The 25,903-nt window shown below is 64.1% G+C and carries 21 protein-coding genes and 1 pseudogene; 18 read left to right on the forward strand and 4 right to left on the reverse strand.

Annotated elements, in window-relative coordinates:
• Positions 1–3 precede the first annotated feature (3 nt).
• A complete protein-coding gene (locus NKJ32_RS05940; RefSeq protein WP_352827021.1) occupies positions 4–897 on the reverse strand; it encodes a class I SAM-dependent methyltransferase in 894 nt (297 codons plus the stop codon).
• A gap of 129 nt (positions 898–1,026) precedes the next feature.
• Between NKJ32_RS05940 and NKJ32_RS05945 the strand changes: the two genes are divergently transcribed.
• From NKJ32_RS05945 to NKJ32_RS06020, 16 genes and pseudogenes are all read left to right on the forward strand, one after another.
• The gene (locus tag NKJ32_RS05945) at positions 1,027–1,923 is read left to right on the forward strand and encodes a LysR family transcriptional regulator (RefSeq protein ID WP_023677829.1); all 897 of its coding nucleotides are present in this window, start codon (positions 1,027–1,029) and stop codon (positions 1,921–1,923) included.
• Positions 1,924–2,232: 309 nt separating this feature from the next.
• Entirely contained in the window at positions 2,233–2,505 is a 273-nt protein-coding gene (locus NKJ32_RS05950) for a hypothetical protein (RefSeq protein WP_023677828.1), read from the forward strand.
• Positions 2,506–2,717: 212 nt separating this feature from the next.
• Positions 2,718–3,126, forward strand: a pseudogene (locus NKJ32_RS05955) (DUF3168 domain-containing protein).
• Between the two features lie 373 nt (positions 3,127–3,499).
• Positions 3,500–3,799, forward strand: a complete 300-nt coding sequence (locus NKJ32_RS05960) for a hypothetical protein (protein WP_023677826.1) — start codon at positions 3,500–3,502, stop codon at positions 3,797–3,799.
• 64 nt (positions 3,800–3,863) lie between these two features.
• The gene (locus tag NKJ32_RS05965) at positions 3,864–4,529 is read left to right on the forward strand and encodes a response regulator transcription factor (RefSeq protein ID WP_023677825.1); all 666 of its coding nucleotides are present in this window, start codon (positions 3,864–3,866) and stop codon (positions 4,527–4,529) included.
• A gap of 10 nt (positions 4,530–4,539) precedes the next feature.
• A complete protein-coding gene (locus tag NKJ32_RS05970; protein WP_352827129.1) occupies positions 4,540–5,967 on the forward strand; it encodes an ATP-binding protein in 1,428 nt (475 codons plus the stop codon).
• Between the two features lie 121 nt (positions 5,968–6,088).
• A complete protein-coding gene (locus tag NKJ32_RS05975; protein WP_352827023.1) occupies positions 6,089–6,523 on the forward strand; it encodes an RT0821/Lpp0805 family surface protein in 435 nt (144 codons plus the stop codon).
• Between the two features lie 227 nt (positions 6,524–6,750).
• Positions 6,751–7,887 carry a c-type cytochrome biogenesis protein CcmI gene (ccmI, locus tag NKJ32_RS05980; RefSeq protein WP_352827025.1) on the forward strand — a complete coding sequence of 379 codons (1,137 nt, stop codon included), beginning with the start codon at positions 6,751–6,753 and terminating at the stop codon, positions 7,885–7,887.
• A 3-nt stretch (positions 7,888–7,890) separates the two neighbouring features.
• Positions 7,891–8,334: a cytochrome c maturation protein CcmE gene (gene ccmE / locus NKJ32_RS05985; RefSeq protein WP_352471012.1), complete on the forward strand. Its 444-nt coding sequence runs from the start codon at positions 7,891–7,893 to the stop codon at positions 8,332–8,334.
• A 14-nt stretch (positions 8,335–8,348) separates the two neighbouring features.
• The gene (locus tag NKJ32_RS05990; protein WP_352827026.1) at positions 8,349–10,337 is read left to right on the forward strand and encodes a heme lyase CcmF/NrfE family subunit; all 1,989 of its coding nucleotides are present in this window, start codon (positions 8,349–8,351) and stop codon (positions 10,335–10,337) included.
• On the forward strand, positions 10,334–10,798 hold the full coding sequence (locus tag NKJ32_RS05995) for a cytochrome c-type biogenesis protein (RefSeq protein ID WP_352827027.1): 465 nt from the start codon (positions 10,334–10,336) through the stop codon (positions 10,796–10,798). The genes NKJ32_RS05990 and NKJ32_RS05995 overlap by 4 nt, the downstream gene beginning before the upstream one ends.
• A 116-nt stretch (positions 10,799–10,914) precedes the next feature.
• Positions 10,915–12,471, forward strand: a complete 1,557-nt coding sequence (locus tag NKJ32_RS06000) for a Do family serine endopeptidase (protein WP_352827029.1) — start codon at positions 10,915–10,917, stop codon at positions 12,469–12,471.
• Between the two features lie 399 nt (positions 12,472–12,870).
• Entirely contained in the window at positions 12,871–13,545 is a 675-nt protein-coding gene (locus NKJ32_RS06005) for a response regulator transcription factor (RefSeq protein WP_254819962.1), read from the forward strand.
• A gap of 6 nt (positions 13,546–13,551) precedes the next feature.
• Positions 13,552–15,021: a sensor histidine kinase gene (locus NKJ32_RS06010; protein ID WP_352827030.1), complete on the forward strand. Its 1,470-nt coding sequence runs from the start codon at positions 13,552–13,554 to the stop codon at positions 15,019–15,021.
• On the forward strand, positions 15,021–17,987 hold the full coding sequence (locus tag NKJ32_RS06015) for a bifunctional [glutamine synthetase] adenylyltransferase/[glutamine synthetase]-adenylyl-L-tyrosine phosphorylase (RefSeq protein ID WP_352827031.1): 2,967 nt from the start codon (positions 15,021–15,023) through the stop codon (positions 17,985–17,987). The genes NKJ32_RS06010 and NKJ32_RS06015 overlap by 1 nt, the downstream gene beginning before the upstream one ends.
• Before the next feature lie 63 nt (positions 17,988–18,050).
• Positions 18,051–18,530, forward strand: coding sequence for an EF-hand domain-containing protein (locus NKJ32_RS06020; protein WP_352591942.1), 480 nt, complete (start codon positions 18,051–18,053; stop codon positions 18,528–18,530).
• Positions 18,531–18,581: 51 nt separating this feature from the next.
• Here the strand turns inward: NKJ32_RS06020 and NKJ32_RS06025 are convergent, their stop codons facing one another.
• Together NKJ32_RS06025 and pepN are read right to left on the reverse strand one after the other, a co-directional pair.
• Positions 18,582–20,906 (reverse strand): PAS domain-containing sensor histidine kinase, encoded by a 2,325-nt coding sequence (locus tag NKJ32_RS06025; protein WP_352569857.1) that lies wholly within the window; start codon positions 20,904–20,906, stop codon positions 18,582–18,584.
• 189 nt (positions 20,907–21,095) lie between these two features.
• Entirely contained in the window at positions 21,096–23,741 is a 2,646-nt protein-coding gene (gene pepN, locus NKJ32_RS06030) for an aminopeptidase N (protein WP_352827033.1), read from the reverse strand.
• Positions 23,742–23,894: 153 nt separating this feature from the next.
• Between pepN and NKJ32_RS06035 the strand changes: the two genes are divergently transcribed.
• On the forward strand, positions 23,895–24,104 hold the full coding sequence (locus NKJ32_RS06035; protein ID WP_352679885.1) for a hypothetical protein: 210 nt from the start codon (positions 23,895–23,897) through the stop codon (positions 24,102–24,104).
• Positions 24,101–25,078 carry a DMT family transporter gene (locus tag NKJ32_RS06040; protein ID WP_502897762.1) on the forward strand — a complete coding sequence of 326 codons (978 nt, stop codon included), beginning with the start codon at positions 24,101–24,103 and terminating at the stop codon, positions 25,076–25,078. The genes NKJ32_RS06035 and NKJ32_RS06040 overlap by 4 nt, the downstream gene beginning before the upstream one ends.
• Here NKJ32_RS06040 and NKJ32_RS06045 read toward each other — a convergent pair whose 3' ends face one another.
• The gene (locus NKJ32_RS06045) at positions 25,079–25,894 is read right to left on the reverse strand and encodes a helix-turn-helix domain-containing protein (protein ID WP_352471021.1); all 816 of its coding nucleotides are present in this window, start codon (positions 25,892–25,894) and stop codon (positions 25,079–25,081) included. It abuts the gene before it with no gap.
• Positions 25,895–25,903: the final 9 nt, after the last annotated feature.

Consider the following 25,903-nt stretch of genomic DNA (forward strand, 5'->3'; position numbering starts at 1 on the left):
CCGTTAGCCCCGCTTACGCCCGGCGACGAAGGCGACAGGCGCCCCGGTCGGGCCGGGCAGCAACCGGCTGTCGGCATAGCCGCTCTGATCGACCAGGTCCTGGGCTGCGCCTTTTTCAAAGACCGTGCCGCCCCACATTGTGGTGCGGAGGCGGGCGAGGGCGTCTCCCAGTGCATCCGGTCCAGGATTGACCATTGCCAGCAGCAGCCAGCCGCCGGGCCGCAACGCGGCGTGGCTGCGCTTGACGATGGCCCTGACATCCGGCTCGGGGATGAAGGCGCTTGGTACGAAAACAAGGTCGAACGCGTCCGTGTCCGCGATATCCTGGCCCAGCCCGGTGTGCAGTTCGATGCGATGTTCGAGCCCGGCTGCCCTGACGTTGGCAGCGGCCTGCGCGATGGCTTCAGGCAAGGGATCGACACCGACCGCCTTCAGGCCGGGCCATTGCCGCAGCATCGACACCGACAGGGCGCCGACGCCGACGCCGATATCCAGGAAGGCTGCGCCCGGTGCGGCGAGCCTCTCCGGCAAACCGGCCAGTTGTGGCGCGATCAGCCGCTTCAGCAACGCCGGGAAGCCAGATGAAACGTCGCCGAAGGCCTGGCGTAAACGGGCTTCCAGGGCCTCGACGCTTTCGGAGGAGCGCGACAGCAGCTTGCCACCTGAAAGCAGGTCGACCCGGATGCTGGCCAGCACCGGCGTAAGTTCGATGACGCCAGCACTTGCCACGACGTTGGAGGCGCCGAGTTCGGCAAGCACGGCCCCTGTGCGCCGGGCCACACTGCCCTCGAGTGGCGTGCCGGAAATACGCGCCTCCATCGCCAAACCGAGCGCCACCAACGCATTGGCCGACGTCGCCTGCCGCGCCACCATCGTTCGCAAACCTTCGATATCCATCGATCGCTTCCCTGAATTGGATCAGGCCTATTCTCGCGCGGACGTCAAATTCAGGCGATTTGCAATTTCCGGGCATGCTTGTGCAAAACTGCACAGGTGCGCGGCGAGGAATTGATCTAGACTAGGTTCGTGACCAAGACCGGCGAACCGGACTGGAACGATTTGCGCTACTTTCTCGCTGCCGCCCGCGCGGGAACGTTGTCGGGAGCAGCGCGCGTGCTCGGCGTGCGTCACACGACGATCAGCCGGCGCCTTGCTGCTCTTGAGGCGGCACTCGGGGTTTCGCTTGTCGTGCGAACGCGGCAAGGCATCGAGATCACGCCGCTTGGCCAGACATTGCTGCCGCTCGGTGATGACCTTGAACGTACCATGCAAGCACTGACGGCGCTTGTGCGTTCGGGCAAGAATAGCGTTCGGCTGGCACTGCCGTCGGGCTTCAGCCCCCTTTTTGCCGAGCGTATGGCCGGGTTCCATAAGGCCCACCCAGATATCAACCTGGAACTGACGAGCGGCAGCAGGCCAGTGGACCTGCAGCACGGCGAGGCCGACCTTGCGGTCAGGATCGGCACCGTCGCCGCAGACGATTTGATCGCGCAGAAGCTTTGTGTTGCGGGTTGGTCGATCTATGCGTCCCAGCGCTATCTCGACCGTCACCCAATGCCCATCGACCCTCGCCAGTTGGCCGGACACGAGATCATTGGATTTCACGCAAGCCTTGCCGGCGTCCCCGGCGCCAAATGGGTTGAGGCGCACGGCGCCGGCGCGACAATTGTCCTTCGCGTTGCCGAAATGACGGAAATGCTGGCGGCGGCTCTGAGTGGCGCCGGTCTGGCGGTAATGCCCTGCATGTTGGCCGAAGCTGAACCGCGGATGGTGCGCCTTGCCCCCGACATTCTCGGCAGTCATCCGGTGTCGCTCGTCTATCGCCGTGAAATCGGGGCGGAGGCGCCGGTGCGCGCCGTCATCCGCTTCGTTTCTACCATCATCAAGGACCATGCCGAGGTGATCAGCGGCGAAACCCAGTAGGGGCATGGTGCAGCCGCTTGCGCGAGGTGCCGAGGATTGGCAGTCGTCACACGGGACGCTTGTCCCGCTCTTTGCGGGTCGCACCGTATCGTCCGGCGTTGGTTCTCTCGGAAGACTCGCTGGATACTCGATTTGCGGGAGCGCCAGAGAATCTTGCGATCCATGATAATATTAACAGGTATTATTTCCGCCAGGTCTCTCACCACAGTTGGGTCATGCCAAATGCCTGAGAATTGAATTTCCGCTGTGAAACACCTATCTTACAGTGAAATTCACGTTTTCGACTTTAGCTGCAAGGAGATTTTACCGATGGCCCAAGGCAATCAGAACATCATGGGAAAATCTGAGGCTCGCTTCATGGAAAATCAAAAGAAGACGGCGGAGCGGAACAAAGCAACTGCCGAATATCTCTCGGAGGCGAAGGCCAGGACCATCAAGACGGCAAGGCTGAGGGAATTGCGACTGGCCAAGGAAGAGGCGGACCGCGCGGCGGCGGCTCTGAATCCGGTCGCGCCGAAGAAGAAGCGGGCGTCGCGGGCACTCAAGCAGGCCGTATCCGCATCGACGCAGGCGAAATCATGAGCCTGACATTTCACAATCCCAGCCGCAGCTAGGAAGCAAACGCATCCGCTTCGTCTGCCGCGGCGTCGCGCATCCCAGGAGCAGGGCTTATTGCCGAGATCATGAAGGTTCATAATCCGCATGAGACGCGCTGATTCGCGCTTTGCCGGGATGCCTTCATGCAACGCAGCTACGCAGCCGGGAGGTCGACGCGACGGGCGAAGGGAAAGACGATGACCGCGCCGGCCGTCGAATTGCAGAGGGCCATATTCGAGGCAGTGAACGGCGATCCCCACCTGTCGGCGGCACTGGGCGATGCAAGATTGTTCGACCATGCGCCGGAAAATGTTGCGTTCCCCCACATGACCTTCGGCCGCACCAGCGTCTACGATTGGGCAACGGGTGGAGAACGACGCAGAACAGTTGCTGACGTTGCATGTCTGGTCGAAATCAGAGGCCAGCAAGGAAACCAATGACATCATGGACCTTGTTAGCACCCGCCTGCGCGATACGGCTCTCTCGCTCGGCGAACATCGCCGCGCCTACCTCAAGCTCGAATTCGCCGAAGCCCGCTACGACGAGGACCTTTCGGCCCATCACGGGCTGCTGCGCTTCCGCGCCGTGATCAAGGACGAGGGCTGACCACCGGGCACTTTTTGCAAATCGGGCAATTTTGTTCTTGCTTTGTGCCGGCAGCTATGCTACTAATTTCCCTATGGTGCTGATGACGCCAGCGACCCGCCGCAGAGGCGGGTTTTTTGTTTCAGGTTCGGTTCGCCTGAACTGCCATCGGTTGTCTTGGGCCGGATGCTTCGTCCTCCCAAATGGTCCTGCCCGCCAGATGATGCCGGTTGTCGGCGAAGGATTGGAGGGCTAGGTTAAACATTGGCGATTTCGCGGAGCCGGGCGGCGAAATGGCAATCCGGTAATCTCGCGCTTCAGGGGTGTGGCGGGCATGCATTCGAGCGTTCACCGTTCATATCACGTTCAGCACCGGCGCGTTAGAACGCTGACCATGAAGATCCTTCGCCCCCACTTCCGGACCGCGGCACTGGCGCTCGCAGCCGCCGGTCTGCTTGCGTCGCAAGCGATGGCGATCCCCGTTGTCGTGCCCGAGCAGCCGCAGCCGGTCGTCCTCGCCGCCTCCGACTGCTACGCGATCGGCCAGCAGGTGGCCGAGCAGAATGGCGGCACCTTGGCCAAGGCCTCGCAGTCGACACGCGGCGGCCAGCCGGTCTGCGTCATCGTCGTGCTCGTTCCGGGCAAGGACGGGCAGCGTCCTCGTCGCTCGGAGATCGTCGTTCCGCTGAACTGAACCGTGCCGTTTCCCAGTCTGCCGGAATCGGCCTATATCTGAACAGCTTCAACAGGCCTTCCGCATGCGCGTACTCGTCGTCGAAGATGACAAGGATCTCAACCGGCAGATCGGCGATGCGCTGGTCGATGCCGGCTATGTCGTCGACCGCGCTTTCGACGGCGAGGAAGGGCACTTTCTCGGCGACACCGAGCCCTATGATGCCGCGGTGCTCGATATCGGCCTGCCGCAGATGGACGGCATCAGCGTGGTCGAGCGCTGGCGGCGCGGCGGCCGCAAGATGCCGGTGCTGATCCTGACGGCACGCGACCGCTGGAGCGACAAGGTTGCCGGCATCGACGCCGGCGCCGACGACTACGTCACCAAACCCTTCCACATCGAGGAAATCCTGGCCAGGGTGCGGGCCTTGATCCGGCGTGCTGCCGGGCACGCTTCGTCCGAACTGACCTGCGGGCTGCTCCGCCTCGACACCAAGGCCTCCAAGGCCGACGTCGACGGCGTGCCGCTGAAGCTGACCTCGCACGAATTCCGCTTGCTTGCCTATTTGATGCACCACATGGGCGAGGTGGTGTCCCGGACCGAGCTGGTCGAGCATCTCTACGACCAGGATTTCGACCGCGATTCCAACACGATCGAGGTCTTTGTCGGACGGCTTCGCAAGAAGATGGGCATCGACATGATCGAAACTGTTCGCGGCATGGGCTACCGCATGCGTAAGCCGGAGGCGTAACGCGGAACCGCTGCCTACAAAACCCGCCGTCTCGAACACGCCGTCGCTGCGGTCATGGCCGCGTTCGGTGGCGTTTCGCGTCATCGCCTTTTCCACGGTCTGGGCGATCCTCACTCTGGTCGTCATCTTCACCTTGATCACCACGCTCTATCGCCAGGCCAGCGAGCGCGGTTTCGACAGCCTGCTTTCGGCGCATCTGTTCAACCTGATCGGCTCGGTCGGCGTTTCTGAAAGCGGCCAATTGACCGGCGCCCCCGACCTTGGTGATTTGAGGTTCTCGGAACCGAATTCCGGCTGGTACTGGTCGGTCGAGCCTGCCTCGGAAGGCGTGCACGGCGATCTCCATTCGTCGTCGATGACCAAGGCGATCCCGTCGCCAAGCGTTGCCGAGGTGCCCTTCAATGCCAGCTTCCAGCGCAGCTATTCAGCGGACGGCATCGAAGGCGAGCAGTTGGAGGTGTTCGAGAGCGAGTTCGTGCTCGATGCGAAAAACCGCGCCGCGCGCTTCCGCGTCATGGGCAACCAGACCGAGCTCGAGCAGGAAATCGCCACCTTCCAGCGGCGCCTTTTGACCTATCTGTCGCTGTTCGGCGTCGGCATGATCGCCATCAATGCGATTGCCATCCTGCTCGGCCTGCAGCCGCTGCGCCGGGTCAGGAATGCGCTTGCCATGGTGCGCGAAGGAACCGCGCAGCGCCTAGACGGCCGTTTCCCGGCCGAGATCGAGCCGCTCGCCAACGAGACCAATGCGCTGATCGAGAACAACAGGCGTATCGTCGAGCGGTCGCGCACGCAGGTCGGCAACCTGGCTCACTCGCTGAAGACGCCGCTTGCCGTGCTGCTCAACGAGGGACGGGCGCTGGGTGGCGCCAAGGGCCAGCTGATCGCCGAGCAGGCCGCTTCCATGCAAAAGCAAGTGGACCACTATCTGCAACGTGCCCGCGTCGCCGCGCAGCGCGACAGCGTCGTCTACCGTACGCCGGTGGCGCCGCTGGTCCAGCGCATGGTTCGGGTGCTGCAGAAGCTCAACCCGCAGACGGCGCTGTCGCTCTCACTGCCGGCCACCGACATCGTCTTTGCCGGCGAACGCGAGGACCTGGAGGAGCTGCTCGGTAATCTGCTCGACAATGCGACGAAATGGGCGAGGAGCGCGGTCGCCGTTTCGGTCAAGCCAATCTCCAGCAAAGGTGGCGCTGGCACGGAAGGCGCAGCCAACCTGTTCGAGATCAGCATCGAGGATGACGGCCCCGGCATTCCCGACGACAAGGCGCGCGAGGTGTTGCAGCGCGGCCGGCGTCTCGACGAGACAAAACCGGGCAGCGGGCTCGGACTTGCCATTGTCGCCGACCTTGTCAACGAGTATGGAGGCTCTCTGGCGCTGGAACGATCCGTCATGGGTGGATTGAAGGCGATGGTTCGATTGCGGAGCCTTCAGTAATGCTTTTCCAGATTGCTTTTCCAGGTGGCCGGCTGCGGCCAAATTTCCGACAAACATCGACATTATGGCCGCGCCAGCTGCTGACAGCGCGGCGGTCCAGCTCAAGAAAGCCGGTATTGGCATGAAGATTCGCGTCGCGCTCTTTTCCGCCCTGCTCGCCGTCTCCGGCTGCACGACGCTCGGCAAGGGCCCGGCCGTTACGGTGACGCCGGCCGCGACGCCCCCCAGCGGCGCCAAGGTGGCGACGACGATCATCTCCGCCATGGGCGGCGGCCTCGTCGGCGGCTCTATCGGCGCCGGCCTGAGCGAGACCGAGAAGCGCAGCGCGCTCGAGGCGGAATACAAGGCGCTTGAATACACGGCGAGCGGCCAGAAAGTGGCTTGGAAGAGCGACAGTTCGGCCCATCGCGGCGAAGTGGTCGCCGCCCAGCCCTATCGCGTCGGCTCGCAGGACTGCCGGCAATACACCCATACGGTGTTTACCGGCACCGCCGGCGCCACCGCGCGCGGAACCGCCTGCCGCAATGCCGACGGCAGCTGGACGCCGCTGACGTAGCCGGCCGGCCGTCGATCCGCCGATTCCGGTCCGGCACTAAAGCGCGTCGCGTTCGACCGGCCTCGTGCGACGCGCTTTAGGTTCTTTTTTTGATGCATGGTCGTTATCGCAAAACCGCTGCACACTTCACTTTTGCGCGACATGCATTATCGATCGGAGCGGCCCCGCCAAAGCGTCGCAGCACGCTTGTGTTGGCAGGGCAAGGGTCTCGTTCTATTGGAAGAGCCATGCTGTTCTGGGTCATAGCCGCAATCCTGACGCTGGGCGCAAGCCTGGCGGTGCTGCTGCCGTTGGCCGGCGAATCGAAGAACGCGTCCGCTGCCGGCGATCACGACCTTGAAGTCTATCGCGACCAGCTGGCCGAGCTTGACCGCGATATGGCGCGTGGCCTGATCCAGCCAATGGAGGCCGAAGAGGCACGCGCCGAAATCGCCCGCCGCATCCTTCGCCTGAGCAATGCCGGCCACGCCGACGACACGGCGACGCAGCCGTCGCGGTCGACAAGGCTGGTGGCGACGGCGGCCGTGCTGCTGGTTCCGCTGGTCAGCTGGGGCCTCTATGGCCAGCTCGGCTCACCCGACCTGCCGTCGCAGCCGCTCAGCGAACGCCTGGCCAAGAACCCCGCCGACAGCTCGGTCGACGAGCTGATAGCCCGCGCCGAGGCGCACCTGGCGGCCAACCCGTCCGATGGCCGCGGCTGGGACGTGCTGGCGCCGGTCTATCTGCGCATGCAGCGATACGCCGATGCGGTGACCGCCTATCGCAACGCCATCCGCCTCGACGGCGACAGCGCCGCCCGCCAGGCGGGTCTTGGCGAGGCGATCGCCAATGCGGCCGGCGGCATTGTCTCCGCCGAAGCGCAGGCGGCTTTCGAGGCGGCGTTGAAGCTCGATCCGGCCAATCCGAAGGCCTCGTTCTATCTTGCCATGGGCATGGCACAGGAAGGCCGCATAGCTGAAGCCACGGCGGCCTGGCAAAAGATGCTTGCCGCCTTGCCGCAGGGCTCGCCGTGGCGCGGCGCCGTCGAGCAGGCGCTGGCCGAATCCGCCGCGCGCAGCGTCGCTTCGGAGGCGCCCGCGAAAGGGCCGACCGCCGAGGATATCGATGCTGCTTCCTCGATGTCGCCGCAGGACCGGCAAGCCATGATCAGCACCATGGTTGCCGGCCTCGACGAAAAGCTTCGGCAAAATCCGCGCGACGAGGAAGGGTGGATGCAGCTCGTTCGTTCCTATGCCGTGCTGGGCAAGACAGATCAGGCGCGTGACGCGCTCAATCGCGGTATCGCCGTCTTTGGCGCGGACAGTGACCAGGCCAGGAAATTCACCGCCTTTGCCGCCTCGCTCGGCGTGACGGCGACGGAGTAGACGATGACGCGCAAGCAGAAACGACTGTCGGTGATCGCAGCGGGGCTGGGGTTTCTCGGTGTTGCCACGGGGCTGACCTTCTATGCGCTTGGCCAGAAGGCCTCCTATTTCTACATGCCGGCCGATCTGGCCACCGCCAGCCTTCAGCCGGGCCAGCGCATCAGGCTCGGCGGTCTCGTCGAAAAAGGCACGGTCGAGCGTGGCCAAGGCGCCACCGTCGCCTTTTCGGTGACCGACAACCAGAAGGACGTCAAGGTCACCTATACCGGCATTCTTCCCGACCTCTTCCGGGAAGGACAGGGCGTGATCACCGAAGGCTCGTTTGGCCCTGACGGAATCTTTGTCGCCGACAGCGTGCTGGCCAAGCATGACGAGACCTATATGCCCAAGGAAGTGGCCGATGGCCTCAAGGCCAAGGGCGTATGGCAGGAGAGCAAGAGTGACTAGCGGGTGCGGTGACAATGGTTGAAACCGGACATTTCGCCCTGATCCTGGCGTTTGCGCTGGCCCTGGTGCAGACGATGGTGCCGCTGTTCGGTGCGCGCACCGGCAACCACAAGATGATGGCCGTCGGCGCACCGGCCGCGCTGACCGGCTTTGCCTTGACGGCGCTGTCTTTCGCGGCGCTGGCAACCGCCTACGCCGGCTCGGACTTCTCGGTTGAGAGCGTCTGGGAGAACTCGCATTCGCTGCAGCCGCTGATCTACAAGATCACCGGAACCTGGGGCAATCACGAAGGTTCGATGCTGCTCTGGGTGCTGATCCTGACCTTCTTCGGCGCGCTCGTCGCCGTCTTCGGCGGCAATCTTCCGACGACGCTCCGGGCCAATGTGCTTGCCGTGCAGGGAGCGATCGGCGCCACTTTCTTCCTGTTCATCCTGACGACGTCGAACCCGTTCGTCAGGCTCAATCCGGCGCCTATCGAGGGCCGCGATCTCAACCCGATCCTGCAGGACCTCGGCCTCGCCATCCATCCGCCGCTGCTTTATCTCGGCTATGTCGGTTTCTCGATCTGCTTTTCCTTCTCTGTCGCTGCCCTCATCGAGGGCCGCATTGACGCTTCGTGGGCGCGCTGGGTAAGGCCGTGGACATTGGTTGCCTGGATGTTCCTCACCGGCGGCATCGCCATGGGCTCCTACTGGGCCTATTACGAGCTCGGCTGGGGCGGCTTCTGGTTCTGGGATCCGGTCGAGAACGCATCCTTCATGCCGTGGCTGGCGGGCACGGCGCTGCTGCATTCGGCGATCGTCATGGAAAAGCGCTCGGCGCTGAAGATCTGGACGCTGCTTCTGGCGATCCTGACCTTCTCGCTGTCGCTGCTCGGCACCTTCCTGGTGCGCTCCGGCGTGCTGACCTCGGTGCACGCATTCGCCACCGATCCGACGCGCGGCGTGTTCATCCTCTGCATCCTGACGCTGTTCATCGGCGGCTCGCTGGCGCTGTTTGCCTTGCGCGCCTCCCGGCTGACGGCCGGCGGCCTGTTTCACCCGATCTCGCGTGAAGGCGCGCTGGTCCTGAACAATCTGTTCCTGACCACCGCCACCGCCACCGTGCTGGTCGGCACGCTCTACCCGCTCGTCGTCGAAGCCCTGTCTGCCGACAAGATTTCGGTCGGCGCGCCGTTCTTCAACCTGACATTCGGCCCGCTGATGGTGCCGCTGCTGGTCGTCGTGCCGTTCGGGCCGCTGCTCGCCTGGAAGCGCGGTGACATTTTCGCGGTCGCCCAGCGCCTGATGGCGGCTTTCGCGGCGGCGCTGCTCGCCGTGCTGGTGACGGCCCTGTTCATCGATGGCGCTTCGGTGTTGGCGGCACTCGGTGTCGGCCTTGCCTTCTGGCTGATCTGCGGCGCGCTCACCGATCTCGCCGTCAAATCCGGCTTCGGCACCGTCGCGCCCGCCACCATGCTCAGGCGCTTCGCCGGCCTGCCGCGCTCGGTCTTCGGCACAGCGCTTGCGCATCTCGGCCTCGGGCTGACAACGCTCGGCATTGTCGGCACGCTTTGCTTCGGCACCGAAAAAATCCTGACGATGCATGCCGGCGAGACCGTCGAACTGTCCGGCCACAAGCTGCGCTTCGAGGGGCTCTATCCGGCCCAGGGGCCTAACTACAGTGAGGATCGCGGCCGCTTCGCCCTGCTTGGCGCCGACGGCAGCGTCGCAGGCGAGATCACCTCGGCCAAGCGCTCATATCCGGTGCGCCAGATGACCACAACCGAATCCGGCATCAGGACGATCGGCTTCAGCCAGCTCTATCTTTCGCTTGGCGACGAGGGCAGCGATGGCTCTGTGGTCGTTCGTCTGTGGTGGAAGCCGCTGGTGACGCTGATCTGGGGCGGCGGACTGGTGATGATGGCGGGCGCGGCGATGTCGCTGCTCGACCGCCGCCTGCGCGTCGGCGCACCGTCGCGCCGCAAGGCTGCGGCCGGCGTGCCATCGGCGAGCCCGCAATGAAAAGGGTCACGCTGGCCTCGCTGGTCCTGCTGCTGGCGCTGTTGTTCGCCAGCGCCGCGCAGGCAGTCAAGCCCGACGAGGTGCTCGCCGACCCGGCACTCGAGGCGAGGGCGCGCGCTTTGTCGGAAGGCCTGCGCTGCATGGTCTGCCAGAACCAGTCGATCGACGAGTCCGATGCCGACCTCGCCCGCGACCTGCGCATCCTTGTGCGCCGGCGCCTGGTCGCCGGCGATACCGACCGGCAGGTGATGGACTATGTCGTTTCGCGCTACGGCGAATTCGTGCTGCTGAAGCCACGCTTCAATCTGCGCAATGTCTTGCTCTGGGGGACGCCAGTTCTTCTGCTGCTCGTTGGCGGGACATTCATCCTGCTGGCCGCCCGCTCGCGTCGTTCGACGGTGACCGCTGCATTAACTGCCGAGGAACAGACGGCGCTGGACAAGATGCTCCGCCGCGATTGATCGATACATTACGAAAGTTTCATGTACCGGAAATGGCGCCGTAATGTGCGGCTCTCTATTTCCTTTGTCGAGGATGCCAATCAAGGGGCGTCCCTTGAAAAGAGGATACGAGAACCATGAATGTTGCCCCCAATTCATATCTGCGCACCCGCAAACGCCTGCTGGCCGCAGCCGCATCCCTGGCCATTGCCGGCGCGATCGGCTTTGGTGCTGTTGCCACCGGGACAGCCCCGGTTCTGGCCGACGCCGTGCGTGTCGAGGCACCGCAGGTCCCGAGCTTCGCCGATGTGGTCGAGCGCGTTTCGCCGGCGGTCGTCAGCGTGCGCGTCAAGGCCAAGATCCAGCCGACGGCCGATGACGGTTCCGGCCAGATGGACGACGAGGACGGCTTAGGCAATCTTCCCGACAACCCGCAGCTGAAGCGTTTCTTCCGCGAATTCCGCGGCTTTGGCGACCAGGGCGGCGATCAGGGTCCGAACGGAATGCGCCGTTTTGGACACCGTGACCGCAACAACGACCAGCCGCGGCCGGTGGCGCAAGGGTCCGGCTTCTTCATCTCCGATGACGGCTATCTCGTCACCAACAACCATGTCGTCGAGGAGGGCACCGCCTTCACCGTGGTGACCAATGACGGCAAGGAACTCGACGCCAAGCTGATCGGCACCGATCCGCGCACCGATCTTGCCGTGCTCAAGGTCGATGACGGCAGCAAGTTCACCTATGTCGACTTCGCCGATGATTCCAAGATTCGCGTCGGCGACTGGGTGGTGGCTGTCGGCAATCCGTTCGGCCTCGGCGGCACGGTTACCGCAGGCATCGTTTCGGCCCGTGGCCGCGATATCGGCGCCGGCCCCTATGACGACTTCATCCAGATCGACGCCTCGGTGAACCGCGGCAATTCGGGCGGCCCGACCTTCAACCTCAACGGCCAGGTTGTCGGCATCAACACCGCGATCTTCTCGCCCTCGGGCGGCAGCGTCGGCATTGCCTTCGATATTCCCGCTTCGACCGCCAAGCAGGTCGTGCAGGATCTGATGAAGAACGGCACCGTGCAGCGCGGCTGGCTCGGTGTCGAGATCCAGCCGGTCACCCCCGAAATCGCCGAGTCGCTTGGCCTTGGGTCCGGCAAGGGCGCGCTCGTTGCCAGCGCGCAGGACAACGGTCCCGGCAAGAAGGCCGGCATCACCGCCGGTGACGTGATCACCCAGGTGGACGGCAAGGACGTTGCTTCGCCGAAGGAACTCGCCCGCCTGATTGGCGCTTACCCGCCCGGCAAATCTGTCGATGTCACGGTGTGGCGCAACGGCAAGAGCGAGGCGGTTAAGGTCGATCTCGGCAAGCTGCCGTCGAGCGACAAGCAGGCCTCGGCCGACCAGCAGCCTGCCCCCGCGCCGAAGACCGACACGCTCGCCGATCTCGGCCTGACCGTCACCAAGTCTGACAATGGCAAGGGCCTTGTGGTGACCGATGTCGACCCCGACAGCGATGCCGCCGATCGCGGCATCCAGCCCGGCGACGTCATCACCTCCGTCAATTCGGCGGAAGTGAACGGCGCCGGCGACGTCGACAAGGCGATGGCCGACGCGGTGAAGTCCGGCCGCAAGGCGGTGCTGATGCAGATCACCCGCGACGACAGCAACCGCTTCGTCGCACTGCCTGTCGCCAAGGGCTGAGCGCATGACCCCGAACACGTATTCCGTTTTCGGAAAGGCTCATGCGCCGATTCAAGGTGCTAGAGCGTCCTTTGCGCGTCCAAGAGGACGCGCGGCGCTCTAGTGGTCGACTTTTCCGGTGCGGCGGTTTTCAACACCCCCGAGCCGCCGCACGGGAAAGCACGGGGCCTGAATACGTTAGTCAGTCATCGTGTTCCGCCCCAGCGGCAGCGGGCTTCCCATCGCCCGCTGCCGCTCGAACATGCCGCTCAAGGCGTGAAGCGGTTTTAGGCTACGACATGCTAAAACAAAGACTTACCGCGTATCCCTGAATCACTTTGTTCGCGATACGCCATGGAGAAGGCCACGATGCATATGCCGGCCACTCAACCTTCCAGCGAAATCGCGTATAACGGTTCTATGAAGATTCTCGTCATAGAAGACGATCGCGAGGCAGCCGACTACCTGCAGAAGGCGTTCGCCGAGGCCGGCCATACCGCCCATGTCGCCGGCGACGGCGAAACCGGCTTCGCGCTCGCTGATTCCGGCGACTATGACGTCATGGTCGTTGATCGCATGATGCCGCGCCGCGACGGCCTGTCCGTCATTGCCGGGCTCAGGTCCCGGGGCAATACGACGCCCGTGCTGATCCTGTCGGCACTCGGCGAAGTCGACGACCGGGTCACCGGTCTGCGCGCCGGCGGCGACGACTATCTGACCAAGCCCTACGCCTTTTCCGAACTGCTCGCCCGCGTCGAGGTGCTGAACCGCCGCGCCAGCGCCAGGGAAGCCGAAACCGTCTACCGGGTCGGTGATCTCGAACTCGACCGGCTGTCGCACTCGGTGCGCCGCGCCGGGCGCGAGATAACGCTGCAGCCGCGCGAGTTCCGCCTGCTCGAATATCTGATGCGCCATGCCGGCCAGGTGGTGACGCGCACCATGCTGCTCGAGAATGTCTGGGACTACCATTTCGATCCGCAGACCAACGTCATCGACGTTCATATCTCGCGGCTGCGGGGCAAGATCGAGAAGGGCTTCGACAAGCCGATCCTGCACACGGTTCGCGGCGCCGGCTACATGCTGAAAAGCGGCTAGAACCCCATGACTCTTTCCGTGCCGGCCATCATGAAGACGACGGCAGCGCGGCTTTCGGCGCTCTACCTCCTGCTGTTCGCCATCTGCGCGGTGCTGCTCGTGTTCTACATGACCTCGCTGTCGGCGCGCATGCTGACCGGCCAGACCCAGGACACGATCAACGACGAGGTGCTCGGCCTCGCCCGCGCCTATCAGCGCGGCGGCTTGCCGCTGCTGGTCCGTGTCGTCGAGCAGCGCTCCCGCCAGCCCGGCGCCAATCTCTATCTGATCGCCGATGCCAACGGCCAGATCCTGACCGGCAACGTGCAGAGCCTGGAGCCGGGCGTGATCGAGGCCGAGGGCTGGACCACCGTACCGTTCTCCTACCGCCGCTTCGGTGAGGGCGAGCTCGAGCGGCAGCGCAACCCGGTCTCCGACCCGAACGAGCCCGCCCAGAGCGAAGTCCAGGCCGAAGGCGAGAAAGGCCACAACGCCATTGCCCTGGTGCTGCGCCTGCCCAACCAGATGATCATGCTGGTCGGCCGCGACCTCGGCGAGCCGGAGCGCTTCCGCGCCGTCATTCGCCGCGCCTTGATGCTGGCGCTCGGCATGATGGGCGTCGGCGGGCTGCTGATCTGGTTTTTTGTCGGGCGCGCGGCGCTGAAGCGCATCGACAGCGTGTCGGAGGCGAGCCGCCGTATCATGGGCGGTGATCTTTCCGGCCGGCTGCCGGTCACCGGCGCCGGCGACGAGTTCGACCGGCTGTCGGAAAACCTCAATTCCATGCTGGCCAGGATCGCCACGCTGAACGAGGGCCTGAAGCAGGTCTCCGACAACATCGCCCACGACCTGAAAACGCCGCTGACCAGGCTGCGCAATCGCGCCGAGGCGACGCTTTCCGGCAAGCACAACACCAGCGACTACCGGCAGGCGCTGGAAGGAACGATCGCCGAATCCGATCAGCTGATAAAGACCTTCAACGCCATCCTGATGATCTCGCGACTGGAAGCCGGCTATTCCTCGGAAAGCACCACCAGGGTTGATCTGGCCGCTGCCGTGCACGACGTCGTCGAACTCTACGAGCCGGTAGCGGAGGAGGCGGGCGTGACGCTCGAAACTTCGGTGCAAGGTTCCTTCGCCGTCAACGGCAATCGCGAGCTCATTGGCCAGGCGCTGTCCAACATCGTCGACAACGCGATCAAATATTCGACCGACTCGACCTCCAGGCCTACGGTTCGCGTGACGCTGGAGCGTGTCGGTAGCGAGATCAGACTCGCCGTCTCCGACAACGGCCAGGGCATTCCCGACGATGTCGACCGCGCCAGGGTGACCGAGCGTTTCGTGCGGCTGGAAAAGAGCCGCTCGCAACCGGGTTCCGGCCTTGGCTTGAGCCTCGCCAAGGCGATCGTGACGTTCCACAATGGACGGCTTGAGCTTCTGCCCGGCAATCCCGGATTGTCCGTCGTCATGAGTTTTCCCGGGCGGGAGGATCGCTGATGGTAGCGAGGATGGCAGTGCGACGCCTCGAAACGGACTGGCTGTTGAAGCCGGCGATAAAGCTCGTTCCGCTGGATGCAAGCCGCGCCAGGCAGGGATTGTCGGAGATCGCCGACGCCGCGCGGCAAAAAGAACTGCCGCGACTGGCGAAATTCTTGGCAGGCAAGGGGGTCGTCCAGGATTTCCTCGCCGCCGTGTTCGACCTGTCGCCGTTCCTGCGCGATACCGCGCGCCGCCGGCCGCGGAGACTCGATGCGCTTTTCGACGAGACCATCGAGGCGCGGCTATCATCGATCGGCGCCGCGGTCGACAAGGCAGCACGCGTACAGGCCGTCTCCGAAAGCAGCCTGATGATGGAGCTGCGCCAATGCAAGGCGGAGGCGCATTTCCTGATCGCCTTGGCCGATCTCGCCGGCGAAGCCGAGACCTCGCTGACGGTGCGGCGACTGAGCGACCTTGCCGACGCCTGCACGCGTGCGGCTGTCGATTTCCTGCTCCGCGACGCGCATGAGCAAGGCAAGCTCCGATTGCCGGATGCCAAAAATCCGGCGCGACGCTCGGGCTGGATTCTGCTCGGCATGGGCAAGCTCGGCGCGCATGAGCTGAACTTTTCCTCCGACATCGACCTCGTCGTCTTCTTCGACCCCGATGCGCCAGCTGTCGTCGATCCGCTCGATGCAACCGAGCTGTTTTCGCGCCTGACCCGCCGGCTGGTCCGCATTCTCCAGGACCGCACCGAGCATGGTTATGTCTTCCGCACCGATCTCAGGCTTCGTCCCGACCCCGGCTCGACGCCGCTGGCGATCCCGGTCGAGGCGGCGCTGCGCTACTATGAGGCGCGCGGCCAGAACTGGGAGCGCGCCGCCATGATCAAGGCGCGCCCGGTGGCCGGCGATGTTGCCGCCGGCGCCGCGTTCCTGAAGGAGCTGCAGCCCTATATCTGGCGCAAATACATGGACTATGCGGCGATTGCCGACGTCCATTCGATCAAGCGCCAGATCCACGCCCACAAGGGCCATGGCGAGGTCGCGGTCAAGGGCCACAACGTCAAGCTCGGCCGCGGCGGCATCCGCGAGATCGAGTTCTTCGTCCAGACCCAGCAGCTCATCGCCGGCGGCCGCTTTCCCGAACTGCGCGGCCGCGAGACCGTGTCGATGCTCGGCGAGCTCTCCGCCCGCGGCTGGATCACCGCCGACGCGCGCGATGCGCTCACCAGGCAATACTGGTTCCTGCGCCGCGTCGAACATGCCATCCAGATGGTTGCCGATCAGCAGACGCATATCCTGCCGGAGGACGAAGAGGGGCTGGAGCGCGTCGCCCGCATGCTGGGCTTTGCCGATGCGGCAGGCTTTGCCGAAACGTTCCGCGCGGCGCTGCACCAGGTCGAGCGCCACTATGCAGCGCTGTTCGAAACCGCGCCGGAGCTTTCGGCCGGCATCGGCAATCTGGTCTTTACCGGCGACGTCGACGATCCCGATACCTTGCAGACCTTGCAGCGGCTCGGCTTACAGCGGCCGAGCGACATCTGCCGGGTTATCCGCGGCTGGCACTTCGGCCGCTACCGCGTCACCAGGTCGGCGGAAGCGCGCGAGCGGCTGACCGAACTGACGCCGGCGCTGCTGCAAGCCTTCGGCCAGACGCGGCGGGCGGACGAGGCAGTGATCCGCTTCGACGAATTCCTTGCCGGCCTGCCTGCCGGCATCCAGCTGTTTTCGCTGCTGCAGTCGAATCCGGCTTTGCTGAAGCTGATGGCGACTATCATGGGCGCGGCACCGCGGCTGGCCGCCATCATCACGCGCCGGCCGCATGTCTTCGATGGGCTGCTCGATCCGGCGCTGCTGAGCGAACTGCCAAACCGCGCCTATCTGTCGGCGCGCCTTGCCGCCTTCCTCGAAGGCGACAGAGCCTATGAAGACGTGCTCGACCGGCTGCGCATCTTTGCTTCGGAGCAAAAATTCCTGATCGGCGTCAGGCTGCTTGCCGGGTCGATCGACCCGCCGCGCGCCGGCCGCGCTTTTTCCGATCTCGCCGACCTGACCATCGAGGCGGCATTGCAGGCGGTGATGGCGGAATTCGCTTTGCGTCATGGCTATATTGCCGGCGGCCGGGTCGCGCTGCTCGGCATGGGCAAGCTCGGCAGCCGCGAACTGACGGCGGGCTCCGACGTCGACCTCATCCTGCTCTACGATCACGACGCCGATGCGGAGGAGTCCGACGGCGACAAGCCGCTTGCCCCGTCGCATTACTACAGCCGGCTGACACAGCGGCTGATCGCCGCCGTTTCCGCGCCGACCGCCGAGGGCGTGCTCTACGAGCTCGACCTTCGCCTGCGGCCGTCCGGCAACAAGGGGCCGGTGGCCACCCATGTCGACGCCTTCAAGAAGTATCAGCGCCAGGACGCCTGGACATGGGAGCACATGGCGCTGGCGCGCGCCCGCGCGATCGGCGGCGATGCCGAGCTCTGCCGCGAGGTCGAGGGAGAGGTTGCCGCAGTGCTCGCTCTGCCGCGCGATCCAGCCAAGGTGATGGCCGAGGCATCCGAGATGCGCGCCATGGTCGACAAGGAGAAGCCGCCGCGCGATCCCTGGGACATCAAGCTGATCCCGGGCGGCCTCATCGATCTCGAATTCATTGCCCAGGTTGCGCTGATCACCGGAAAGATCGAGGCAGGCCGCAGGGCCACCGGCACGGCTGAGGTCCTGTCGCGCCTGGCGCCGGATTTCGCCAGCGCCCAGGTCAGGCAGGAACTGGTGGATGCCTATTCGCTCTATCTGGCGCTGACCCAGATGATACGGCTTTGCCTCACCGGCGCGTTCGAACGCGACGACGTTCCGCCAGGGCTTTCGGATCTGCTTCTGGCCGTCACCGACCTGCCGGATTTCGGGGTGCTTGAAGCGCATCTCGGGGAGACGTCGCAGAAGGTCAGAAAGGATTTCGACCTTCTGCTTCGTGCGAGACAGCCGTGACGGTAACGGGCCGTAGGGTCGTTTCGGAAAGCATCGGGGGTGACGATGCAACAGGAGAAGACCATGAGAAAGACAACCAGACTTGCGCTCGTTTTCGCAGCCCTGGCCGGCGCCGTCGGCACCGCAGCCTATGCCGACGAGCACTCCGGCGCAGGGCCGCGCGACGGCATGATGATGCGCCTCGACAAGGTCATGAAGGACAATGACGGCACCATCACCTTCGACCAGTTCTCCGACGCCATGAACGCGCGGCTGAAGAAGATGGTCGCTGACAATGGCGGCAAGCTGACCGTGGCACAGCTCGCCGACGCGCTGGAGAAAGCACGCTTCGAGCAGATGGCCAGGCGCATCATCGCCCGTTACGACACCAAGGGCGACGGCACGCTGACCGCCGATGACATCACCAGCCGCCAGAAGAAGGTCTTCGCAGTGCTCGACCGTGACAATGACGGGAAAATCGAGAAGAACGAACTGCCGAAGGGTCCCGGCCGTCACCGCCAATGGGACGGCGAGGGCAATGATGGCGCTGACGGCATGCAGTGAGAATTGACAACCGCTCCGGCGGCGCGAGCCGCCGGAGACTTATTTTGTCATTCAGGCAGCGGCCCTGACCGCCTGCGCGGCTTTCTTGATCGGGATGCGTACCGAGACGATCGTGCCGACGCTTTCGGTCGAGCGGATCTTCAACGCGCCACCCTGAAGCTCGGCCAGCGAGCGCGAGATGGCGAGGCCGAGGCCGGAGCCGGCATGGCTCTTGGAGAACTGGTTTTGCACCTGTTCGAATGGCCGCCCGAGCTTGCTCAGCGCCGCCTTCGGGATGCCGCAGCCATTGTCCTCGATCGTCAGGATCAGCGCGCTGGAAATGCTGCGGGCTCTGACCGAGATGTGGCCGCCTTGCCCGGTGAACTTCACCGCATTGGACAGAAGGTTGATGAGGATCTGCTTGATCGCCCTGCGGTCGGCGAACAGCGTCAGCGAATCGGCGATGCGGGTTTCGACGGTGATCGACTTTTCCGCCGCCTGCAGAGAAACGACGCGAACCGTCTCCCTGATGAGCGGGCAGAGATCGATTTCTTCCTGATCCAGGGCGAACTGGCCGGCCTCGATCTTCGACATGTCGAGGATGTCATTGATCACACCGAGAAGATATTTGCCGCTGCCGTTGATGTCGGTGGCATACTCTTCGTAGCGCGGCGAACCCAGCGGCCCGAACAGCCGCCGTTCCATCAGTTCCGAGAAGCCGATGATCGCGTTGAGCGGGGTGCGCAACTCGTGCGACATGTTGGCCAGGAATTCGGATTTGGCCCGGTTTGCCGCTTCGGCGCGCTCGGTTTCCTTCATGTATTTGCGATTGAGTTCGACGAGCTCACGAGCCCGTTCTTCTTCCGCGCGGCGGGCAAGGCTGAGGTCATGGATTGTCGCCATCAGCCGGCGCTCGCTGTCGACCAGCTTCTCCTGGTGCAGCTTGATCTGGGTGATGTCGGAGCCGACGGAGACGGTACCGCCGTCCCTTGTCCGCAACTCGTTCACCTGCAGCCAGCGGCCGTCGGCAAGCTGGCGCTCGAAGGTCACGCCTCCCTGCGGTCCGTTGGTGTTGGCAAGCCGCCGCTCCGAGGCGAAGGCCAGCATGCGTTCCTCCAGAACGGCGCGCGGAGCGCCCGGCATCACGTCGCGATCCAACAGGCCGTTGTCCTGCTGGTATTTGGAATTGCACATGATCAGGCGCTCGGACGAATCCCACAGCACGAAAGATTCGTTGATGTTTTCGATGGCCGTTCTCAGGCGCAGGTCCGCCGCTTCGGAGCGCAGCGCCAGATGCCGCTGCTCGGTGACGTCGACGGCGATGCCGATCAGCTGGATCTCCGGCGCTTCCGGGTCGATAACGTGTGCTCTTGCGCGCATCCAAATCCATTGCCCGTCGGCATGGCGCATCCGGAACACCTGGTCGATATGGTCGATCTCGCGTGCGACGATCCTGTTGGCGAGTTCGAACAAATCGCCGTCCTCGGGATGAATGATTTCATCGACTTCGCCGAACGACAGCATCGTGTCACAAGGCTCGTAGCCCAGCATGTCGTACATCGAGCGCGACCAGTACATCTTGCCGCGCACCATGTCCCAATCCCACAGGCCGCAGCGGCCGCGCACCAGCGCCATGTCGATGCGCTGGTGGGCTTCGAGATAGATGCGATCGGCGGCCTGGGCGCGCGCCGCCTGGCCGAAATAGGCGTAGAGGATGATGATCAGCACGCCGGCCGTCAGCACGAACAGCGTGACGTTGAGCGAGACCGTCTTGCGCCAGGCGTCAAAAACTGCCTCCTGCGGCACGAACGCGGCCGCGGCACCCCTTCGGCCATTCGCCAGGCTCACTGCCGCGTACCAGTCCTGTCCGCCGATGTTGACCTCCATTACCCCGGCGCGGTCGCCGAACATGAACAGCGGCTGCCCGCCCTGCACGACGCCATCGAGCGATCGCCCCTCCCAGTGCATCGACTGCGGCGATACGGCAATGATCTTGAAGGCGCTATCGGTGATCGCCAGTACGTGGCTTCGGCCCATCGCGCCCTGACGACCGGTGCTCTCCAGCAGGTCCTGGATCGCGCCGGGCGCGGAAACCATGGTCGCGTCGGCGATCGAACTGGCCAGTTGGCCGGCGGCCAGCGCAAGGATCGCCTTGGCGTCGCGCTCGATCTCGTCGCGCTCGTTCATCAGCGACAGAAAGCGCAGTACTGCGATGATCAACAGAAACATGATGATGAGGGCCGGGATCGATCGCCGCAACAGCGGCTCGGCTGCCAGCAGCCGTCGGTAGGCAGGTTCGGCGATGAGCCGCGTATTGCCCGCGAGACCGTCGCTTCGCGCCTCGCGACGCTCAAACGCCGTCCCACCGGGCGCGCCCCACGCGTCCGCCTTCGCCATAAATGGCACTCCCCGATTTTCTGTCCCGCTTGACGATCCGGCAACGCCGCACTTCCGAATCGTCACTAAAGAATCAAAGGTGATTCGCCTTGTCCAGAGGCGCGACGAAAAAAGATTAAAAATCGACTAAAATAATGGGGTTTTCGGGTGGTCTTCCCTTTTTCCCACAAGGGGAGAACGGGAGGTCGCTTACGCCAGGGTGCGCTCGACGATGTCTCGCAAATCGGCCGACAGCTTCTCGGTATTGGCGATCGAAAGCAACGCCTCCCTTGCCTTGGCCTGCCGCACCGGTTCGAGCGAGCGCCACGACCTGAGCGCCGTCGCCAGCCTGGCGGCCACCTGCGGGTTGCGTTTTTCGACCTGCAGCACCGTTTCGACGAAAAGCCGGTAGCCTTGGCCGTCGGCGCGATGGAAGCCGGTCTGGTTGGCGCTGGAAAACGTACCGATGAGTGCCCGTACCCGGTTCGGGTTGGCCATCGAGAACGCCGGGTGGCTGGTCAAGGCGCGCACCGCGTCCACGGTTTGCGGGCCGGGCACGCTGGCCTGGGTCTGGAACCATTTGTCCATGACCAGCGGATCGGTTCCATATTTCGCCTCGAAATCGGCCAGTGCCATGGTCGCCTCAGGTGAGCCATGGTGACGGTGCGCAAGAACGGTCAACGCCGCGGCACGATCCGTCATGTTGGTCGCCGATTGGAAGTGCCCGGCAGCGAGTCCCGCACCTCCCGGCAGCAAGGAGAGATAGTCCAGCAGGACATTGCGCAGAGCCCGCCGCCCGGCACTGGCCGCGTCCGGGCTGAACGGGCCATTGTCGGCGAGCCGATCGTAAAGTTTGGAGAATATCTCGCGGTTGGCCTCGGCGATCGCAACTGCCAGCGCCTCGCGCGCCGCGAAAATGGCGTCGGGGTCGATGTTCTTGCCGATGTCGCGGGCGATATCGGCCTCGCCGGGCAGCGCCAGGGCCAGTGCCCGATAGGCGGGTTCGAGTGCTTCGTCGCCGGCTGTCTTGCCGGCAAGCTCGGTCAGCCGGGCGCTGATCTCGGTTGGCCTGTGGTCCAGGATCTGGCGGAAACCGGCAATCAGCGCATCGGTCAAAAGCGTGTTGAACGACTGCCAGCGCGAGAAGGCGTCACTGTCGTGGCCAGCCAGAAAAAACTGGTCGTCGGGCCGCTGCTCGACCGAAAGTGTCACCGGCGCCGAAAAGCCGCGGTTGAGCGACATGGCCGGACGCTCGACAATCCCGGAAAACCTGACGACATGGCGGCGTTTGCGGATATGGATGACACCGTCCTCGACATTCGCCCCTTCGACGCCGCTATGGGCTATCGCCTCGCCACCGGCGCCAACCAGGCCGAAGGCAAGCGGAATGTGCATCAGCCGCTTTCGGCTTTCCGCCGGTGTTGGCGGCACCGACTGCTCGATTTCGAGCGTGAATTCCCGCGCCGCCGGATTATACGCCGAACTGACGGTCAGGTTCGGCGTACCGGCCTGATGATACCACAGCGAAAACTGCGACAGGTCGCGACCTGAGACGTCTTCGAACACTTTGATGAAGTCTTCGATCGTCGCCGCCTGGCCGTCGTGACGTTCGAAGTAGAGGTCCATGCCGGCGCGGAACGTCTCGGCGCCGAGGATGGTATGGATCATGCGCACGACTTCCGAGCCTTTTTCGTAGACCGTCGCCGTGTAGAAATTGTTGATCTCGCGGTAGCGGCGAGGCCGGACCGGATGCGCCAGCGGCCCTTGGTCCTCGGGAAACTGATGGGCGCGCAGCGTACGCACCTCGGCGATGCGCTTGACGGCGCGCGAGCGCTGATCGGCCGAGAATTCGTGGTCGCGGAAAACCGTCAGCCCTTCCTTCAGGCAAAGCTGGAACCAGTCGCGGCAAGTGATTCTGTTACCTGTCCAATTGTGGAAATACTCATGCGCGATGATGGCTTCGATATTGGCGAAATCGGCGTCGGTCGCAGTTTCCTGGTCGGCAAGAACGTACTTGTCGTTGAAGATGTTGAGGCCCTTGTTCTCCATTGCGCCCATATTGAAGTCGGACACGGCGACGATGTTGAAGACATCGAGGTCGTATTCGCGGCCGAATGCCTCCTCGTCCCATTTCATTGACCGTTTCAAAGCGTCCATGGCGTAGCCGGCGAGCCTCTCCTTGCCCGGTTCGACATAGATTCCGAGCTCGACCTTGCGGCCAGACAGGGTGACGAGACTGTCCGAGATCTTGCCGAGGTCGCCCGCCACCAGCGCAAACAAATAGGACGGCTTGGGGAAGGGGTCGTGCCAGACCGCATAGTGCCAGCCGCCGGCAAGCTCGCCGCCATCGGCCGGGTTGCCGTTGGACAAAAGCAGCGGCGCCTCACGGCGCTGAGCTTCGATGCGGACCGTATAGACCGACAGGATGTCGGGACGGTCGAGGAAATAAGTGATGCGGCGAAAGCCTTCGGCCTCGCATTGTGTGCAATAGACGTCGCTCGAGCGATAGAGGCCCATTAGCGCTTCGTTCTGCGCCGGCGCCAACACGGTTTCAATTCTCAGCTGGAAGCACCTTGTCGCAGGGGGGCTGATGATTGTCAGTTGATCGGGCGTGGCGAGAAAATCCGCAGGGCTCGGTTCCTGGCCGTCGATGGCGATGCTGCGGAGCGTCAGCCCGTCGCCATCCAGCACCAGTGGCACCGACGCCGCAATCCCGTCGCGGCGTTCGACCGTCAGCACGGCGGTCACATGCGTTGCTTCAGGCGAAAGGCGGAAAGTCAGGCTGGTTTCCGGAATGAGATAATCACTGGGGCGATAGTCTTCGAGCTTGAAGACCTGGCCGGTATCTGTGCGCATTCCTTGATTTTTCCTGTCGATCCGGGAGCGGCGGGCGGTCCGCTGGTCCAAATAATTTGAAGTCTGCGCTCTTTACACGAAACGTTCCCTCGACAAAACTGCAGCGACGTCTATTTCAGGCGATCATTTCCCAAGCATCATCGCGAGGCTTCCATGACCGTCGTCACGCCGAAATTCGGAACGAGCGCCTCTGTGTTGCGTCGCGAGGATGTGGCCTTCATCAAGGGCGCGCGGGAGGCGGGTACGATCGGGTCGACGCCTGCCGCGCTCAATGCGGTGACCGACGCGCACTACCGCACCTACGGCATCAGGCATATCGACATGCCGGCAACGCCGGCGATCGAGGAAGCAAAAGGGGCGTGACAGCCAGACCGGATTTGCCAGTGCTTGCAGTTGGCGACCTTGCCGGCGAGCACAGCACGCTGACCGGGATCTTGCTCAAGATCGTATCGGTGGCGGTCTTCGTCGGCATGTCGTCCTGCATCAAGGCGGCAGGCACCGTCCCGGCGGGCCAGATCGTCTTCTTCCGCTCCTTCTTTGCCATTTTTCCGATCATCGCCTTCCTCGCCTTCCAGGGAAAACTCGGAACCGCCTTTTCGACAAAGCGCCCGCTCAACCACATTGCGCGCGGCGTCGTCGGTGTCTGTGCCATGGGGCTCGGCTTCTTCGCGCTGACGCGGCTGCCGCTGCCGGAGGCGATCACACTGAACTACGCGCAGCCGCTGCTGGTCGTGGTGTTCAGTTCGATCTTCCTCGGCGAAGCCATCCGCATCTATCGCTGGAGTGCGGTTGCCGTCGGCCTGGTCGGGGTGCTGATCATCTCGTGGCCGGAACTGACGCTGCTCAGTTCGGGCGCTGCCCTTGGCGATCAGGAGGTGCTTGGCGTCATCGCCGCCCTGATAGCCGCGGCGATCTCGGCCATCGCCATGCTCCTGGTTCGCAACCTCGTCCAGAGCGAGCGGACGGCGACCATCGTGCTGTGGTTTTCGGTAACCGCGAGCGTCATGGCGCTGCTTTCGCTGCCATTCGGCTGGCAGGCGCTGACGCCAGCACAGGCGGGGCTTCTGATTGCCGCGGGTTTTTGCGGCGGGCTCGGCCAGATCCTGATGACCTCGGCCTATCGCCATGCCGAGGCTTCCGTCGTAGCACCGTTCGAATACACTTCGATGATCCTCGGCGTCGTCGTCGGCTATCTGGTCTTTGGCGATATCGCCACGATCAACATGCTGGTCGGCGGCATGATCGTGGTTGCGGCGGGGATTTTCATCATCTGGCGCGAGCGCCAGCTGGGTCTCGAACGCACCCGCACCCGCAAGGCCGTCGCGCCGGAAGGGTGATCAGCCCGCTGCGTCGGTCCGCTCTTTCGCCAGCCGCATCAGCACCGCCCGCGTCTGCTCGTCGGCGGGGAAAAAAGATTCGATCGCCAGCTCCGCCAGCGTCACGTCGAGCGGCGTGCCGAACACGGTGATGGTGCTGATGAACGACAGCACCGCGTCGCCATGGGCAAGCTTGAGCGGATGGACAATCGCGTTCGGCTCGACCGGCGCCGGCCGGCTGCTTTTAAGGCCGGACGGATAGGCCCGAAGCTCGCGCTCGAGCTCGACCAGAACCGGATCGGCGGCAGCGTCGTTCTGCCGCTTCAGCCGCTCCAGAAGATGCGTCCGCCATTCCGCAAGGTTGACGATGCGCGGCGCGATGCCGCCGGGATGCAGGCTGAGGCGCAAAACGTTGACCGGCGGCTTCAGCAGTGAGGCGTCGGCGACATTGGCGAGGAACGGGCCGATGGCGGCGTTCGCCGACACCAGGTTCCAATGCCGGTCGACGGCAAGCGCCGGGAACGGCTCGTGCGCCTTGAGCACGGTCTCGACCGCCGCCATCGCCGGTGCCATCGAGGCATCGTCAAGTGGTCGTTCGCTGAAGCTCGGGGCAAAGCCGGCGGCCAGCAGCAGCTGGTTGCGCTGCCTGAGCGGGATCGAAAGCTGCTCCGCCAGATGCAGCACCATGTCACGCGAGGGTGCGGCGCGGCCGCTTTCAACGAAACTCAGATGCCGCTGCGAGATCTCGGCCTCCATGGCGAGGTCGAGCTGGCTCATGCGCCGGCGTGTACGCCATTCGCGAATGAGACTGCCGGCGGAAATCTGGGCTGCTGTCATAACGAGATG

Origin of the sequence: Mesorhizobium sp. M0159 (assembly GCF_040322295.1) — a bacterium.
GTDB lineage: Bacteria > Pseudomonadota > Alphaproteobacteria > Rhizobiales > Rhizobiaceae > Mesorhizobium.

Bases quoted from the DNA above. Each gene is read 5' to 3' on its own strand.
- NKJ32_RS05940 (WP_352827021.1), bottom strand. From the start codon at position 897: ATGGATATCGAAGGTTTGCGAACGATGGTGGCGCGGCAGGCGACGTCG.
- NKJ32_RS05950 (WP_023677828.1), top strand. From the start codon at position 2,233: ATGGCCCAAGGCAATCAGAACATCATGGGAAAATCTGAGGCTCGCTTC.
- NKJ32_RS05960 (WP_023677826.1), top strand. From the start codon at position 3,500: ATGAAGATCCTTCGCCCCCACTTCCGGACCGCGGCACTGGCGCTCGCA.
- NKJ32_RS05965 (WP_023677825.1), top strand. From the start codon at position 3,864: ATGCGCGTACTCGTCGTCGAAGATGACAAGGATCTCAACCGGCAGATC.
- NKJ32_RS05975 (WP_352827023.1), top strand. From the start codon at position 6,089: ATGAAGATTCGCGTCGCGCTCTTTTCCGCCCTGCTCGCCGTCTCCGGC.
- ccmI (WP_352827025.1), top strand. From the start codon at position 6,751: ATGCTGTTCTGGGTCATAGCCGCAATCCTGACGCTGGGCGCAAGCCTG.
- ccmE (WP_352471012.1), top strand. From the start codon at position 7,891: ATGACGCGCAAGCAGAAACGACTGTCGGTGATCGCAGCGGGGCTGGGG.
- NKJ32_RS05990 (WP_352827026.1), top strand. From the start codon at position 8,349: ATGGTTGAAACCGGACATTTCGCCCTGATCCTGGCGTTTGCGCTGGCC.
- NKJ32_RS05995 (WP_352827027.1), top strand. From the start codon at position 10,334: ATGAAAAGGGTCACGCTGGCCTCGCTGGTCCTGCTGCTGGCGCTGTTG.
- NKJ32_RS06000 (WP_352827029.1), top strand. From the start codon at position 10,915: ATGAATGTTGCCCCCAATTCATATCTGCGCACCCGCAAACGCCTGCTG.
- NKJ32_RS06005 (WP_254819962.1), top strand. From the start codon at position 12,871: ATGAAGATTCTCGTCATAGAAGACGATCGCGAGGCAGCCGACTACCTG.
- NKJ32_RS06010 (WP_352827030.1), top strand. From the start codon at position 13,552: ATGACTCTTTCCGTGCCGGCCATCATGAAGACGACGGCAGCGCGGCTT.
- NKJ32_RS06015 (WP_352827031.1), top strand. From the start codon at position 15,021: ATGGTAGCGAGGATGGCAGTGCGACGCCTCGAAACGGACTGGCTGTTG.
- NKJ32_RS06020 (WP_352591942.1), top strand. From the start codon at position 18,051: ATGAGAAAGACAACCAGACTTGCGCTCGTTTTCGCAGCCCTGGCCGGC.
- NKJ32_RS06025 (WP_352569857.1), bottom strand. From the start codon at position 20,906: ATGGCGAAGGCGGACGCGTGGGGCGCGCCCGGTGGGACGGCGTTTGAG.
- pepN (WP_352827033.1), bottom strand. From the start codon at position 23,741: ATGCGCACAGATACCGGCCAGGTCTTCAAGCTCGAAGACTATCGCCCC.
- NKJ32_RS06035 (WP_352679885.1), top strand. From the start codon at position 23,895: ATGACCGTCGTCACGCCGAAATTCGGAACGAGCGCCTCTGTGTTGCGT.
- NKJ32_RS06045 (WP_352471021.1), bottom strand. From the start codon at position 25,894: ATGACAGCAGCCCAGATTTCCGCCGGCAGTCTCATTCGCGAATGGCGT.